The organism is Streptomyces sp. NPDC057428 (genome assembly GCF_042803195.1).
GTDB lineage: Bacteria > Actinomycetota > Actinomycetes > Streptomycetales > Streptomycetaceae > Streptomyces.
In genome coordinates, this window is the sequence record NZ_JBHVCT010000024.1 from 63,364 (window position 1) to 79,426 (window position 16,063).

At 72.1% G+C, this 16,063-nt stretch carries 10 protein-coding genes; 2 read left to right on the forward strand and 8 right to left on the reverse strand.

The genetic code is table 11. The features are described 5' to 3' along the window. Positions 1 to 40: 40 nt before the first annotated feature. The 8 genes from ACFU5K_RS12690 to ACFU5K_RS12725 form a co-directional block, all read right to left on the reverse strand. Complete coding sequence (locus tag ACFU5K_RS12690) at positions 41 to 1,855, reverse strand: non-ribosomal peptide synthetase (protein ID WP_384059831.1); 1,815 nt, start codon at positions 1,853 to 1,855, stop codon at positions 41 to 43. A 62-nt stretch (positions 1,856 to 1,917) separates the two neighbouring features. Then, positions 1,918 to 2,664, reverse strand: a complete 747-nt coding sequence (locus ACFU5K_RS12695) for a thioesterase II family protein (protein ID WP_384059834.1) — start codon at positions 2,662 to 2,664, stop codon at positions 1,918 to 1,920. Further along, positions 2,640 to 2,876 carry a hypothetical protein gene (locus ACFU5K_RS12700; RefSeq protein WP_384059837.1) on the reverse strand — a complete coding sequence of 79 codons (237 nt, stop codon included), beginning with the start codon at positions 2,874 to 2,876 and terminating at the stop codon, positions 2,640 to 2,642. The genes ACFU5K_RS12695 and ACFU5K_RS12700 overlap by 25 nt, the downstream gene beginning before the upstream one ends. A gap of 225 nt (positions 2,877 to 3,101) precedes the next feature. Continuing rightward, positions 3,102 to 10,421: an amino acid adenylation domain-containing protein gene (locus ACFU5K_RS12705; protein WP_384059840.1), complete on the reverse strand. Its 7,320-nt coding sequence runs from the start codon at positions 10,419 to 10,421 to the stop codon at positions 3,102 to 3,104. After that, entirely contained in the window at positions 10,421 to 11,542 is a 1,122-nt protein-coding gene (gene vioD / locus ACFU5K_RS12710) for a capreomycidine synthase (RefSeq protein ID WP_384059841.1), read from the reverse strand. The genes ACFU5K_RS12705 and vioD overlap by 1 nt, the downstream gene beginning before the upstream one ends. An 87-nt stretch (positions 11,543 to 11,629) precedes the next feature. After that, a complete protein-coding gene (locus ACFU5K_RS12715; protein ID WP_384059844.1) occupies positions 11,630 to 12,823 on the reverse strand; it encodes a pyridoxal-phosphate-dependent aminotransferase family protein in 1,194 nt (397 codons plus the stop codon). A 49-nt stretch (positions 12,824 to 12,872) separates the two neighbouring features. Then, a complete protein-coding gene (gntD, locus tag ACFU5K_RS12720; RefSeq protein WP_384059847.1) occupies positions 12,873 to 13,898 on the reverse strand; it encodes a guanitoxin biosynthesis L-enduracididine beta-hydroxylase GntD in 1,026 nt (341 codons plus the stop codon). A gap of 43 nt (positions 13,899 to 13,941) precedes the next feature. Next, on the reverse strand, positions 13,942 to 14,580 hold the full coding sequence (locus tag ACFU5K_RS12725; protein WP_384059849.1) for a phosphopantetheine-binding protein: 639 nt from the start codon (positions 14,578 to 14,580) through the stop codon (positions 13,942 to 13,944). Between the two features lie 249 nt (positions 14,581 to 14,829). On the opposite strand from ACFU5K_RS12725, the gene ACFU5K_RS12730 reads away from it, so the two are divergent. Next, on the forward strand, positions 14,830 to 15,039 hold the full coding sequence (locus ACFU5K_RS12730; RefSeq protein ID WP_266637740.1) for an MbtH family NRPS accessory protein: 210 nt from the start codon (positions 14,830 to 14,832) through the stop codon (positions 15,037 to 15,039). After that, on the forward strand, positions 15,040 to 16,011 hold the full coding sequence (locus ACFU5K_RS12735; protein ID WP_384059851.1) for a D-2-hydroxyacid dehydrogenase: 972 nt from the start codon (positions 15,040 to 15,042) through the stop codon (positions 16,009 to 16,011). It begins immediately after the preceding gene. The last annotated feature ends 52 nt before the right edge of the window (positions 16,012 to 16,063 follow it).

Consider the following 16,063-nt stretch of genomic DNA (forward strand, 5'->3'; position numbering starts at 1 on the left):
CGGTCTCTTCGGGAGGGCGGACGTTCGAGGCGGAAGGGGGTCAGTGCGAGGGCTGTTCGTTCCTGGTCAGCGCCAGCAACTCGGTCGAGAACAGCTGCACGGTCGGCTGGCGCAGCAGGACGTCGAGCGGAACCTTGCGGCCGAGCGCGTCCTGGACGGCACCCATGACCTGTACCGCGCGGAAGGAGTCCCCGCCGATGTCGAAGAAGTCCTCGTCACGGGCGAGGCGGGGCACACCCAGCACCGCCCGCCAGATCCCGGACACCAGATCCTCCATGCGGTCGGGGGTGGAGAGGTCGGTGGCCGCCGGGAGCGGCGTGGGCGGCGCCGGGCGTGCGGCCAGGGCACGTTCCGACAGCAGCCGACGGTCCAGCTTGCCGTTCTGGGTAAGGGGCAGCGCATCGAGGACGGCGATGGCGGAGGGCAGCATGGCCTGCGGGAGCCACTCCCCCAGCCGGGCGCGCAGTTCGCCGGGCAGCGCCGCACGATCCGCGTCCGGCTCCGGTACGACGTAGGCGTAGAGCCGTTTGGCGCTGCCGTCACCCGCGGCGACCACGGCGGCCTGGCGTACCCCGGGACAGCGCAGCGCCGTCGCCTCGATCTCCCCGGTCTCCACCCGCACCCCACGGATCTTCACCTGGTGGTCGATCCGCCCCAGGAACTCCAGTGCGCCGTCCGCGTGACGGCGGGCCAGGTCCCCGGTGCGGTACAGGCGGCCCTCGGTGCCGGGGACACCGGTGACGAACCGCTGCGCCGTCAGCTCCGGACGGCCCAGGTATCCGTCAGCCACGCCCACGCCTCCGATGTGGACCTCGCCCGGCTGCCCGTCGGGGACCGGCCGGCGGTTCTCGTCGAGGAGGTGCACGGTCGTGTCGGGTATCGGCGGGCCGATGAGCACCAGCTCCGGATCCGGGTCGCGCGGGCAGGTCCAGGCGGTGGCGAAGACGGTGCACTCACTGGGCCCGTAGATGTTGGTCAGCGAGGCGGTGGAGCGTGCGTGGAAGCGCCGGACCAGGTCGGCGCTGAGGGCTTCACCACCGGCGATGACGTACTTTAGCCCGTCGTAGCGTTGGGCGCCGTCGCGGTCGAGGAGGAACAGTTCCAGCAGTGAGGGAACACAGCAGAACGTCGTGACGTGTGTGCTGCGGATGAGCCGCTCGAGATGGGCCGCGTCGCGCTGCCGTCCCGGCTCGGCGATCACCACGGCCGCGCCGACCAGCAGCGGCCAGTACAGCTCGGCGAGGTGGAGATCGAAGGTGCAGGTGGTGTGGTGCAGGACGCGGTCGCCGGGGCCCATGGGGTGGCCGCTCTGGAAGGCCGCCATCCGGGAGGCAACCGCGGCGTGGCTGATGACGGAGGCCTTGGGGCGGCCGGTGGAGCCGGACGTGAAGAGGACGACGGCGGGCGCGTCGGGCGTGGTGCGAGGTGGCGCGAGCCGGTCGGGGGCCGGCTGCCGGTGGCCGTCGACCAGTAGGACCGGCGCAGGCGGGTCGAGGCGGGCCGCCCCTTCCCGGGTGGTGAGGACCAGGCGGGCCGTGCAGTCCTCGATCTCGTGCCGGGTCCGCTCGGGCGGGTCGCCGACGTCGAAGGCGACGTGGGCCGCACCGGCGAACACGACGGCCAGCAGGGACACCACGAACTCGATGGAGCGGGGCTGGTAGACCGCCACCCGGTCGCCGTCGACCACGCCCTGGTCGCGGAGCGCTGCGGCCAGGGCCAGCACCCGGCTCTTGAGTTCGCCCGCGGTGACGACGCTGTCGCCGCGGATGAGGGCCGGCAGGTCCGGCTCGCGCTCCCACTGCCGGAGAAGGAGGAGGTCGAGCCGCCGCTCGGCCGCTGTCTCGGTCGCTTCCATCACCGCGCACCTTTCTCGTCGTGTGGGGTCGTGTCGTGGCGGGAGGCCCGCGTGGTCGGGGCTCATCGGAAGTGGTCCAGGTTCGCCGCGATCGCTCCCACCAGTTCCGCCGGGCGCTCGACCAGCAGCATGTGTCCGCCCGGGATCCGGGCCTGCCGGGACCGCTCGGCGAACGGTGCCCAGCGGGCGACGCGCTCCGGAGGGCACAGCGGATCGTCCTCGCCGGAGATCACCAGGAGGGGAGAGGTGAGTACGGGTTCGGGCTCGCTCCGGTAGTCCTGGACGGCCCGCATGTCGGCGACGATGAGTGGCAGGTAGATGCGCGCCATGTCGTCGTCGGCGACGTGCTGCGGGACGTAGCCGAAGCCGCGCACCGCGGCCATCAACTCCTCGGTGTCGTCACCGTCGGGCAGCAGTCGCGTGGTGTCCGGTGCATGGTCCACCGACCAGTAGGAGACGGTGACGAGACCCGCCACCAGCCCCGGATCGGAGTCCTGGAGCGTCCGTACCGCTTCCAGGGCGATGACGGCGCCCGCACAGACGCCGACCACCAGCAGGGGTGCCGTACCGGCGAGAGCGCGCGCCGTTGCCGCCACGTCGGCGGCCAGACCGGGCAGGTCTCCGACCGGCTCGCGGATGCGGGACTCACGGCCGGGGAGCCTGACGGCCGACAGCTGCCAGTCCGGCGGCAGGTGGGGGACCAGGACGCGCGCGTTCGCCGCTCCGGCTCCCGAGTGCGGGACCAGCAGGACGCGCAACGAGGCCGTGTCCGGGTCACCGCTGATCACAACATGGGGTTTGCCTGCCACGGCCGCTGTCTCCGATCGCTGTTGTCGTCCGCCCGGATCACCGGGTCCGCTCCGCTGAAGTGGTCCGCCTGGTCGAGGTGCGCCGCCGGCCAGGTCGTCTGCTCGATGGTGCGGTCCGCCGTGTGCCGCACCGGTTCTCCGCCGGCGTAAGGCAGCCACAGGTCCTGGACAAGGGCTCCGCCGTCGCGCCGGTCGGCGGCGGCGAGGTGCACCGGCGTTCCGGTACGTGCCGGCGGGTCCCGCGGGAGACGGCCGTGCAGACATGCGCGAGCCGGGACCGCGGGTCTTCGGCGACACCGAGGCCGGCCATCTCCCGCTGGAGGTGCGCCGCTTCCTGCTCGCCGGAAGGAGGCGCCCCGGCACGCCGCCGCCCAGGTCGGTCTTCGTGTCGCGGCGGAAGTCGCGCATCCGGTCTGCGAGTGGCGCGTGCGGATGTCTCATGAGGGGTCGCTCGCCTTCAGCTGCGCCCGGAAGACAGCCGCGGTGTGCGGGAGTTGGGGTTCGCGCAGGATGCTGTAGTGGTCTCCCGGCACCTCCACGACGCTGAGTGGCCCGGTCACGTGGTGGGACCAACCGTGGTCCACCGCGTCGCCCAGCCGCCCGGAGCCTGCGGCGAGCAGGGTCACCGGTCCCGGGTAGGGGGTGGCGGGCCGGAGGTGGTCCAGCGCGACGGCGTGTGCCGCGTACGTCCGGAACAGGCGGTCCAGCAGGACCAGGTCGTCGTCGAGGGAAAGCACACCGGCGGCCTTGGCACGTGCCAGCAACCGCTCAAGGCCGGCGCGCACCCCGATCTCCGCGAGGTCGCTGTAGGACAGGCCGAAGTCGAGGTCCAGGTTGCCTCCCCAGTCCGCGGCGAAGTCGGCCAGCAGCGCGGCCTCGTCCTGCTCACCGCCGGTGGCGCCGTGCGGGTGCGCCGGGTAGCTGTCCAGCATCACCACCGGGAGGGGCCGGCCTGTCGACCGGAGGAACTGCCGGGCCATCTCAAGGGCGACGGCACCTCCCATCGACCAGCCCGCGAGGAGGAAAGGCCGGTCGGTGGTGGCTTTCGGCAGGGCGGCCAGGTAGGAGGCCGCCATGGCCTCGATGCGGTCGCGTGGCACCTCGTCGCCGCTGAGGCCGCGCGCGACCAGGCCGTGGACGGGCCGGTCCGAGCCCAGTTCGTCGCACAGCCCGGCGTAGCACAGGACGTTGCCGCCGATGGGGTGGACGAGGAAGACGGGCGCCCCGGCACCGCCGCCGCGCAACGTCACCAGGGGTGACGCGTCGCCCGTGGCGTCCTCATCGCTCAGCAGTGCGGCCAACTGCCCGACCGTGGGTGCCTGGAAGACGGCGGCGGGCCGGACAGCCCGGCCGCCCGTCTGTTCGATGCGGGCCACCATCCGCATGGCGGAGAGGGAGTTGCCGCCGAGGTCGAAGAAGTTGTCGTGCAGGCCGATGTCGTCCCGGTGCAGGACTTCTGCCCAGGCGTCCGCGACCAGGCGCTCGTGCGGGGTGCGTGGCCGTTCGGCGGCTTCCCTCGCCGGCCGGTCGACCGTCGGCGCCGGCAGGCTCGCCCGGTCGAGCTTGCCGTTCGCCGTGAGCGTCAGCGCCTCCAGCACCACCACGGCCGCAGGCACCATGTACTCCGGCAGCACCGCCGCCACATGCGCCCGCAGGAGGGCGGATTCAGTGGCGGCGCCCGTCGTCGGCACCACGTACGCGACGATCCGTCTGTCACCCGGAACGTCCTCGCGAACCGTGGCGGCGGCCTGCCGTACGGCTGGATGCGTCAGGAGCGCGGACTCGATCTCGCCGAGTTCGATACGGAAGCCGCGGACCTTGACCTGGTCGTCCGTGCGGCCGAGGTAGGCGAGTGTTCCGTCGGCGTTCCATCTGACGAGGTCGCCGGTACGGTACATCCGCTCGCCCGGAGTGCCGAAGGGGTTGGGCAGGAACCGTTCCGCCGACAGCGCGGGCTGCCCGAAGTACCCCCTGGCCAGCTGTACACCGGACAGATACAGCTCTCCGGTGACACCGGTGGGAACGAACTGGAGGGAGGCGTCCAGGACGTAGACCTGTGTGTTGTCGGTGGGCCGGCCGATCGGCGTCGGACCGCCGTCGGAGCCCATGGGCCGACCGGTCCACGCGGTCACGGCGACGGTGGCTTCGGTCGGTCCGTAGAGATTGTGCAAGGGGATGTCGAACAGAGCGTCGAACGCGCGATGCAATTCGGACGGCAGCGCCTCACCGATGCAGATCACCAGGCGCAGGCCGACGCATTCGCGGGCCGTGCGGTCGTCGAGGAACAGCTGGAGCATCGAGGGGACGAACTGGACGACTGTCACCCGCTCGTCCTGGATGAGCCCGGCAAGGTAACGGGCGTCCCGGTGACCGCCCGGCCGGGCCACCACTGTCGTGGCCCCCGACGTCAAAGGCCAGAACAGCTCCCACACCGATACGTCGAATCCCACCGGCGTCTTGTGCAGAACGCGGTCGGCCGCAGTGAGCTCGTACTCGCGCTGCATCCACGCGAATTGGTTGACCACGCCGGCGTGGGAGACGGTCACACCCTTGGGCCGGCCGGTGGAGCCGGAGGTGTAGATGACATAGGCCGGGTGCTCCGGCGACAGGGGTCCGTCGCGGTCCGCGTCGGTGAGGTCCGTACCGTCCAGATCTGCCAGGAGCGACACCGTCTCCGGGGTGTCGAGGAACAGGACCGCGGCGCCGTGCCGCTCGGACAGCACGCCTGTTTCCTCGACAGAGGTCTCCGTGATGACGGTGACGGGCCGGGCGTCGTCGAGCATGTGGCCGATGCGGGCCGCCGGGTGGTCGAGGTCAATCGGTACGTATGCTCCGCCGGCCTTGAGCACGGCCAGCAGGGCGACGATCAGGTCCGCCGATCTGGGCAGCGCGACCGCGACCAGGGACTCCGGGCCGACGCCTTGCCGGACCAGGGCCCTCGCGACACGGTTCGCCCGCTCGTTCAGGCCGGTGTACGACAGTTCCTCCCTCTCGGAAGCGACCACGGCCTCCGCCGAAGGCGGCACCTGCGCGTCGGCGCCGTCGCAGAGCACAGCCGGGGCGTCCGGTGTGCGGCGCACCTGCTCCTCGATCAGGCCGTGCAGCGTGGCGGGCGCGCCCGGTACGGCCGGTCCCCGTCCCTGTCGCAGCAGCCCCGACGCCTCCTCGGGCAGCAGCAGGTCCACGCTTCCCAGAGTCCGCTCCGGTTCGGCGAGGAACTGGGCGAGGAGCTGCGTGTAGCGCCGGCTCAGCCGCTGCGCGGTCTCCGGCTCGAACAGGTCGGTGCGGTAGCCGATCTCGCAGCGCAGCGTGTCGCCGTCCTCCACCACGTCCAGGCTCAGGTCGAACTTGGCGTCGCTGGTGGTCACCGCGCAGGGGACGGCCTCAATGCCGGGAAGCCGCACAGGGTCCTCGGCGCCGGTGTTCTGGAGGGTGAACATGGCCTGGAACAGCGGGTTGTGGCTCAGGGTCCGCTCCGGCCTGAGCTCCTCGACGACGAGCTCGAAGGGCACGTCCTGGTGCTCCAGCGCATCGAGCACCGTCTGCCGGGTCCGCCGCAGGTACGCCCGGAACGTGAGCTCGTCCGCGGCCTCTCCGCGCAGCACCACGGTGTTGACGAAGAATCCGAGCAGCGCCTCCAGTTCGGTGCGCGGCCGACAGGCGACGTGGGAACCCACGAGGACCTCCCGCTGCCCCGACAGCCGGGCCAGCAGTACCTGGTAGGCGGCGAGCAGCACCATGTAGAGGGTGCAGCCCTCCGCGCGCGCCCGGGAGCGGACGCCGGCCGTCAGGTCCGGAGGCAGAACGAAGGCGAATTGCGCACCGGTGTACGACGCCGCGGCCGGACGCGGCCGGTCCGTCGGCAGGGCCAGCAGGCCGGGGGCACCGGCCAGGGCACGCCGCCAGTAGGCCAGCCCCTCGGTCAGGGCGCCCTGGTCGAACCGGGTCTGCTGCCACACCGAGTAGTCGGTGTACTGCAAAGCCGGTTCGGCGAGCGGCGAGCGGCGCCCCGCCCCGAACGCGGCGTACAACGCCGCCAGTTCGTCGAGGAGGACGCCGAACGACCAACCGTCGAAGACCGCGTGGTGGAAGACCAGCACCAGGGTGTGCTCGGCCGGGGTCGAGCGCACCAGCAGCGCATGGAAGAGCGGCTCCGCGGCCAGATCGAACGGGCGGGACAGCTCGCCCTCGGCCAGCAGGCGCACCGCCTCGGTCCGCTCCGCCGGTGGGAGCGCGCTGACGTCGCGCACCGGCAGCCGGACCAGGCCGGCGTCGTGGACCACCTGCAGGGGGACGCCGTCCTCGGCGGTGAAGGTGGTCCGCAGCACCTGGTGCCTGCGGACGATCTCCGTCAGGCATCGCTCCAGCAGGTCCGGGTCGAGCGGGCCGCGCAAGGTCATCGCCTTGCCCAGGTTGTAGGCAGCCCGGTCACCCGGCTCCATGACCCGGTCCAGGAACCACAGGGCGCGTTGGGCCGTGGACGCGGGCACGGGCGCGGCCCCGGCGAGACCGGCCCGCAACGCGATCGGGTCGGTGTCGACGGACACGGACGGACCGGGCTCGCTCGTCTGGTCGCTGGGGATCCGTGGCGGCAGCATGACGTCGAGATCGCCCTGGACCGCTTCCGGCCGTTCGTCCGTGTGCTGGAGCGTGAGAGCGAGTTCCGCCACCGTCGGCGCCTCGAACAGCGTCCGCAGCCCCATCTCGACGTCGAGCACGTCGCTCACCCTGGCGATCAGCCGGGACGCGAGCATGGAGTGACCGCCGATGTCGAAGAAGTCGTCGTCGAGTCCGACCGAGGGCAGGTCGAGTACGTCGGCGAACAGTTCGCGCAGTACGGCCTCAAGGGGTGTGCCCGGCTCCCGGTCGGCCGGTGCGCGAACGGGCTCGTGTGCGGGAAGGGCGGCCCGGTCCAGCCGCCCGTTGGGCGCGGTGGGCAGCGCGTCGGTCACCAGGACGGCCGCGGGCACCATGTGGGCCGCTAGCAGGCCCGCGACGTGCCGACGCAGCTGCTGCGGTTCGACGGTCGTGCCCGAGGCCGCCACCACGTGGGCGATCGGGCGCGGGCCGTCGGTGTGGTCGGCCATCGACACGACCGCCCGCTCCACCTCCGGGTGGCTCCGCAGCGCGGCCTCGACGGCGCCGGGCTCCACGGGCAGGCCGTGCACGAGGACTCGATGGGCGGCGCGTCCGAGGACGACGACCCGCCCCCGGTCGTCCAGGCGGGCGAGATCGCCGGTACGGAACATCCGTGCCCCGGGCGGTCCGTAGGGGTCGGGGAGGAACCGTGCCGCAGTTCGGGCCGGACGTCCGTGGTATCCCTGTGCCAGACCCGCGCCGCCGATGTACAACTCGCCGTTCACGCCCGGAGGAAGCCTGCGCAGGTCCGCGTCGAGCACCCGGGCGCGGACCCCGGCGGCCGGGGCGAGCGGGAGCAGTCCGGACGGGGTCGGCCGGAGCTCGGCGGTGAGGGCGAGGACTGAGGTCTCGGTCTGTCCGTACCCGATGGCCGGCGCGGGTTCGCCGTCCGGCCGGGCGTCCGGGGTCGCCGGGCCCTCGTCCGTGAGAGCGAGGCCCGGCACGCGAGCCGAGCCGTCGCCGGGTCCGGGGCCGACGATGGTGACGTGGTGGGACGACGGCTCGTCGGCGGAGGCGAGAACCAGGTGGGCGCCGGTGGTCAGCGCCGTGAAGGTCTCCCAGAGAGCGCGGTCGGTTCCCGGGGCGCCGTGCGGACGGACCGAGCTCCCCGGCGCGGCCGTGTGGTGCAACGCGTTCGCGAGGCCGTGATGGGTGAGCAGCACTCCGTGCGGCTGCGCGTCGTCCGCGCCGGTGTACAGCAGGAAGGCGGCCTGGCCGGGCAGGACGCGGGTCGGCCGGGAGGTGCCGGTGGGTGCGGCGAGGTCGGCGGTGAGGGCTTCGTCGTCGAGGAGGAGGACGGTTCCGGCGTCCAGCGGCTCGCGGAGTGCCGCCTTGTCGGTGATCACCAGAGCCGGGCGGGCATCGGCCAGGACGGTGCGCAGCGTGTCCGTCGGCGCCTGGAGATCGACGGGCAGACACACGGCACCCGCCTTGAGGACCGCCAGGGTGACCAGGACGTGGTCCGGCGACGGGGGCAGCGCCACGGCCACGACCGTCTCCGGGGTGACGCCGTGTGTGGTCAGCCACTGGGCGAGCCGGGCCGCGCCGGCGTCGAGGTCGCCGTAGGAGACGGTGCGTTCGCCGTCCGAGACGGCCGGTTCCCGGGGTGTGGCGATCGCGTGCCGCTGGACGAGGTCGTGCAGGCAGGCGGAGCGCGCCGGTGGTGCCGGCTGTGCGGCGAGCAGGAGCCGTTCCTCCGGGAGGAGCATCTCCAGGGCGCCGATGGGCGTGTCCGGCTGTGCCACGACGCTCTCCAGGAGCTGCCGGTAGTGCGCGACCATGCGCGCGACGCCTGGCTCGTCGAACAGATCGGTGGCGTATTCCACGGTCACGTCGATGGTGCCGTCGTGCTCGACGGCCGACACGTTCAGGTCGAACTTCGAGCGGCCGAGCTCGATGGGCAGGAGCTGTCCCATCTCCAAGCCGGTGAAGCGGGTCCGCTGTTGCCATTCGTCCTCGTCGTGGGACTCGAACACGACCTGGACGAGCGGGTTGTGGCTGAGGCCGCGGTGCGGGGCCAGTTCCTCCACCAGGCGGTCGAAGGAGAGTGCCTGGTGGTCGTAGGCGGACAGGAACGTGGCCCGGGTGCGGCGCAGATGCTCCCGGAAGCTCGGATCACCGGTCAGATCGCCGCGCACCACCAGGGTGTTGACGAAGTAGCCGATCATCTGCTCGAACTCGCTGCGGACCCGGCCGTGGGCCACGGTCCCCACGCTGATGTCGCGCTGTCCGCTGTAGCGGGACAGGAGGACCTGGAAGCCGGCCAGCAGGACCGTGTACAGGGTGCTGCGCTCGCCGCGGGCCAACGCGCGTAGTCGCTTGCTGAGTTGGGCCGGGAGGACGGCGGTGTACTCCGCTCCGGCGTGCGACTGTTCGGCCGGGCGCGGCCGTAGCGTCGGCAGGGCCAGCAGGCCCGGTGCGCCGGTGAGCTGTCGGCGCCAGTAACCGATCAGCTGCTCCAGCCGCGGACCGGTGAGGTGGCGGCGCTGCCAGCGGGCGAACTGCGGGTACTGGGGCGGGGGCGCGGTGTGCGGGGGCGCGCCGCCGGCGACGAGAGCGTTGTAGACCTGGGAGAGGTCGCGCAGGGCCACGTCCACCGAGACGGCGTCGAAGACGATGTGGTGGACGACGATCGTGAGGACGTGTTCCTCGTCGGCCACACGGATCAGCCGGAAGCGGGCCAGCGGGCCCTTCTCCAGATCGAAGGCACAGGCGACCTCCGCGGCGCACAGGTCCGCCGTCCGCTGTTCGCGGGCGGGGCCGTCCAGCTCGCGCAGGTCGTCGACCGGGACGGGTGTGCGGAGCTGGGGGTGTACGACCTGGAGCGGGCGGCCGTCCTCGACGGTGAACGTGGTGCGCAGGGCCGCGTGCCGGGCGACCAGCGCGTCCACCGCCCCGGTGAGCGCGCCGGTGTCCAGCCGGCCGCCGAGCCGCAGGCGCCAGCCGACCGTGTAGAGCCGGTCGTCGGGGGTGATCTGGTCGATGAGCCACAAGCCCTGCTGGGTGACCGAGGTCTCGCAGGTCTGCGGTACGCCGCGCTCGCGCAGCGCCCGTTCCACCAGGGCGCGTTGCGACGGAGGCAGTTCATGGAGCCGGGCGAGGAGGTCGGCGACGTCCATCAGAGCGTCCCCCGCCGTTCCACCAGCGCCTTGTGAAGGCGGGCCAGCCCCTCCCCGAAGGCGTCCTCGGCCCCGCCGAAGCCGAGCCGGACGCGGTCGGGATGCCCGAAGCCGGAACCGGGGACGAGCAGTAGATCGTGACGGCGGCCGAGCTCGCGGCAGAGCTCCTCGGTGTCGGCGACACCCACGACGGCGGGGAAGGCCGTGACACCGCCCGAGGGACGGGTCCAGGACACCAGGTCGGCGTTGTCCTCGGCCCAGGCGGCGAGCCGGTCGAGATTGCGGGCCGCCTGAGCGCGGCGGATCGCAAGAATGAGGTCGGCGTCGGTCAGGGCGCGTGCGGCGAGGTGCTCGGTGAGCGGTGACAGGCAGATCGTCAGGGCGTCACGCAGCGGTACCAGGCGGGCCAGGATCTCCGGCGCGGCCAGACACCAGCCGACGCGGGTGCCGGGCAGCCCGTACGCCTTGGACATGGTGCCCAGGCCGATGCAGCGGTCGTGCAGCGTCGACGGATCCGGCAACGGTTCCTGACCGTAGACGAGTTCGGCGAACGCGGCGTCCCACACAAGGTGCAGGTCGTGGCCGTCGACCAGACCGAGCAGGTCGTCGAACTGCCCGCGGGTGAGGTGGGCGCCGGTGGGGTTGTGCGGGAAGTTGAGGACGATCATGCGGGTGCGCGGGGTCACCAGCGCACGGAGTTCGTCGAGGTCGGGCGTGAAGCCTGTCTCGGGACGGAGCCGCCAGCGCACCAGCCGGCAGCCGATGGCCTCGGCGACGGAGGTCAGCGAGTGGTAGGCGGGGTCCGGCACGACCACCTCGTCGCCGGCGGACAGCAGGGCGTTCATGACGACGAAGATCGCCTCCGTGGACCCGTGGGTGGCCATCACACGGTCCGTGTCGCCGGCGGCGAAGCGGTCGGCGACGGCCCGGCGCAGGTTCGGGCCGCCGTAGGAGGGACTGTCGTCCAGCGCGATCTCGTCCAGTTCTTCGACGGTGATGCCGAGAAGCCGCCGCAGCTCGGCGAGTGACCAGCACTGCACGCCGCTACTGCCCAGATCGATGGAGGTGTCGAAGTAGAAGTCACGCATCCAGTCCTCCAGTGCGGTGCGCGGCAGATGCATGGCGTGCTCCTGATTCGTGAGTGGGGCGCGGTCCCGGCGGGCCTTCGCGAGTGACGGGTGAGCGGGTGGGGCGGCGGCCTGCGCGGCTCAGGGCACCGGCTGCCTGTCCCGCGCGGTGCGGGCCGCCGCGGGAGACGGGCTGTGCAGGCCGTGAAGGACTTCGAGCGCGCCGGTGACGCCGCTGCCGGGCCGGACGGGATGCCCGAGATCGGCCAGGCCCAGTTCGATGGCGGACAGTGCGGTCAGTACGTCGAACTCGTCCATGAAGCCGCAGTGCCCGATCCGCAGGACACGGCCGTCCAACGGGGGCTGTGCCCCGGCGAGTTGCAGGGCGTAGCGGTCCAGCAACCGGTCGACCAGGGCGGTCGCGTCCACGCCCGGCGGCAGCTCGGCGGCGGTGACCGCGCTGTGGCGGTCCTCGTCCGGTGAGAACAGCCGCAGGCCGAGACCGTGAACGCCCGCCCGGGCGATCCGGCCGAGCCGCACGTGCCGGGCCAGGACGTTGTCCAGCCCTTCGGCGTGGATCTGCCGCAGAGCCACGTCGAGTTGGCTGATCAGGGAGATCGCCGGGGTCCACGGTGTGCGAGGGATCTCCACGCGCAGCGCCTCGCGTGTCTCGTCCCAGTCGAAGTAGAAGCGCGGCAGGCCGGCGCGCCGGTGCTGCTCCCATGCCCGTTCGCTGACACTGGCGAAGGCCAGGCCGGGCGGAGTCATCAGCGCCTTCTGGCAGCCGCCCACGACGACGTCGATGCCCCAGTCGTCGGTGCGCAGTTCGCAGGCCCCGACTCCGGACGCGGAGTCCACCACGGTGAGCAGAGGCGCGCACGCGGACACGAACCCGCGGATGTCGTTGACCATGGCGGTCGAGGTCTCGCAGTGCACGGCGATCGCGGCCCTGAGGCCCGGGGCCGCAGCCGCCGCGGAGATCCGGGCCATGTCCAGTGGTTCGCCCCAGGCATGCCGCACCTCGGTGACCTCCAGCCCGAACGCGGCGGCCATCTGGCTCCAGCGCTCTCCGAAGGCGCCGTTGCTGGCGACCAGGACGGCATCGCCGGGCGCGAACAGGTTCTGCAGGGTGCCCTCGAACGCGCCGGTCATGCTGGAGGTGAACAGCAGGACGTCGTTACGGGTGCGCAGGGTCCGTCGCAGGTTGTCGAGGACCCTGGAGAACACGCCGGCGAAGGCCCGGGTGCGCTCGTCCTCGACAGGGAGCAGCGCGGCGGCGGCGACCTCGGGCGGGGTCGGTGTGGGGCCTGGGACCATCAGCCGGTATTTCCTCATGAAACGGTCATGCCTTTCGGTGGGCCTGGCGAGGGGAGGCGGAACGGGCTCAGAAGATGACGCGGGAGCCAGCGCTCACCCGGGCGTCCCGCGACTTGCGTAGGTCGCGCGTGACGTTGACCCGCCGCAGCCAGCGATCGCGTCCGTCGTAGCGGGCCCTGTAGGGGTTCCTGCCGTGGACGGCCTTGTAGTTGTCGAGGAAGAGCACCTCGCCCGGCCGCAGGGCGATGCCGGTCAGCTTGGCGTCGATCTGCTCGACGAGGGCTTCGAACGCGGTCGCCGCCTCCGGGTCGTTGGCCGTCCGGTCCATGAAGTAGGGATCGAGCCGGCCGTAGGGCGTCCGCGGGTCGCCGAAGAGAACCGGCACCTTCTCGGGAGCGGCGTTGAGCCGGTCGATCCTGCGGATGCTGCGTTCGATGACGTCCGCCGGTGCCTGGAGCCGGCTGCGTCTGGTGCGGTTCTCCGGCTGGTGGGAGTTGTCCGGGCGGATGACGTAGCGCGGGCCGGCCAGCGCCCGCCTGGTCTCCGCGTCCAGCTCCAGGTCGTCGAAGAGCGCGTAGGTGGTCTGCACCGCGTCCGGGTTGCGCAGGCACATGAGACCGACGTACTCGGCGCGATACGGGTGGAACGCGTCCTCGGTGTGCCAGGTCAGCGGCTCGGCCGTGGAGGAGTTGAGCTGGGCGTGCTCATGGCCCTTGATCGGCACCACGTCGTGCAGGAGCCGCCCGTCCTGCTGGGTGGCCCAGGCCATGGGGTCGCCCAGCAGCGAGGCGCACATCAGCAGGAACATGTCCTCGCGCCGGGTACGACCGTCGTCGTCGGCTTCGCCCCACTGCGCGGGCGTCGCGCCGATCCCGGCGTCGTCCACCCGGAAACCGCTGATCACGCAGCCACCGGAGGGTTCTTTGAGACGGAAGTCGTTCAGCCGGGCCCGCAGCGGTCGCGGCATCTCCTGGGCGCGCAGGGCCACGGCGTCGAGGAGCTGCTCGTCGGTCGCCGGCTCCTCGGCAAGCAGCTCCTCGACGAGGGTGTCGATCAGTGCGCGGTCGGCGTCGGTCAAGTCGATCCGGTACATGCTCAGCTCCGTGGGAAGGTCCGGTGCCTGTGGGTGCCGGTGGTCATCCGTGTGCGGCGTCGTCGGCCGAGGGGCCCTCCAGCCCCAGCAGGGTGAGCGCCTGCTCCTCGGAGAGACGGTCGATGTCGGCGAGGAGGTCGTTGAGGCTCAGTTCGTCCGCCGGGTGCGGCGACACCTCCGGTGCCGAGGGCCGCGCGCCGAGCTCGATCAGCCGGTACGCCACGTCCAGCACGGTCGGCAGGTCGAAGAAGTCGGCCAGCGGCAGGTCGACGTCGTAGCGGTCGGCGATCTTGCCGACGAGCCGCACGGCCAGCATCGAGTAGCCGCCCAGTGCGAAGAAGTCGTCGTCCGCACCGATGCCGTCGTCCTCGAACGCCTCCCGCCACAGGGGCAGCAGACCGCCGAGGACGCCGAACGCGGGGAGCTCCGCGTGGTCCACGGAGCCGTCCTCGGCGCGCGGGAGCTCCGGCACGGGGACGAGAGCGATCCCGTCGGGCACGGGATGATCCTCTTGCTCCAGGTGCCGGCGCAGTTCCGCCGCGTCGAAGGCGTGGCCGTCCTCGACGAGGACGTACACGACCGGCTCGCCGTCACTGTGCGTGGCGCCTACGGCCTCACGCACCGCGGGATGGCGGTGGAGTCCGACCACGCAGGTGTCCAAACCGTGCTTGGTGCGATCCATTTGGTTGACCCAGACTCTCTGCTCGTCACTTGGCCGCTTGCGTAAACCCTAGGAACGCCGGGAGCCGAGAGGCAATGAACGGCCGGAGCAACTACGGTCAGAGATTCGCGGAAACGCCTCAACAATCCGCTGAGAGCATCACGTCCGCACCGCTGTCGACTGCGCAAATCCAGGAGATAGGCTCCTGAGGAGTTCCCCTTTTTTTCTTGTCTCCGCTCACCGCATGAAGTGAGAGAAGGAATCATCGTGATGGAAACACAGGAAAACGCCGAGCATTTCGCGGTGGTCGTCAACGACGAGGAGCAGTACTCGATATGGCGCGCCGACGGTGCGCTGCCGGAGGGCTGGCGGAAGGAGGGGCGGACCGGTACGCGCGAGGAGTGCCTGTCGCACATCGACACGGTGTGGACCGACCTGCGTCCGCGCAGCGTGCGGGAGCGCGCCGAGGCGCACGGCTAGGTGGCCACGCGACAGCGCGACGGGCTGCGGCTGTTCGGGCTGCCGCCGCGGGCGGGCGAGCGGGTCGCCGCACTGTGGCCGGGCCCGCTGGTGGGACCGGATGGCCGCGGGACGTCCGGCCCCTGCGCCGCCGCACTCGTGTGGCAGGGCGACGACGCCGAGGTGGCCGCGTTCCTGGGCACGCACCCGGAGTGCCGTTGGCTGCACACCACGGCCGTGGGCGTGCCGCACGCGGTGCTGCGGCACGCGGACGCGACCGGTCTCACCGTCACCAACGGCGCCGGGACGCACGGCAGCGCGGTGGCGGAGCACGTCCTGGCGCTGCTGCTGGCCCACTTCAAGGGCCTCCCGCAGACGCTCGCGGCGCAGCGGGAGCGGGACTGGAAGGTGCCGGTCGCCGCGGAGCTGCGCGGCCGGCGGACCGGAGTCCTGGGGCTCGGGGACATCGGCCGCCGGACGGCCCGCCTCCTCGACGCGTTCGGGGCACGGGTGAGGGGCTGTCGGCGCGGTGCGGGCGGCAGCCCCGGTTCCGGCTCCCACGTCCCGGGGGTGTCCGCGGTGTACGGGCGCGAGCGGATCGATGAGTTCCTGACCGGACTCGACGTCCTCGTCGTGGCCGTGCCGCTGACCGAGGAGACCGCCGGGCTCGTCGGCGACGCCGAACTGGCACTGCTGCGGCCGGGAGCCGTGCTCGTCAACGTCGGCAGGGGCCCGGTGGTGGACGAGGCCGCGCTGGTGTCCGCGCTGCGCACCGGGAGGCTGGCCGGCGCGGCACTGGACGTCTTCGCCACCGAGCCGCTGCCCGCGTCGTCTCCGCTGTGGTCGGAGCCCGGAGTGCTGATCACGCCGCACAGCGCGGACGCCACGGCCGAGACGGACCATCGGTGCCTGGAGCTCCTGCTGGACAACCTGGCCCGGTTCGGCGCGGGCCGGCCGCTGCGCAACGTCGTGGATCCGGCGCGCGGTTACTGACCCCGGGGTTCGGCCGTGGGTCGGGAGACGGGGGCCGCACGCAGGTGTGCGG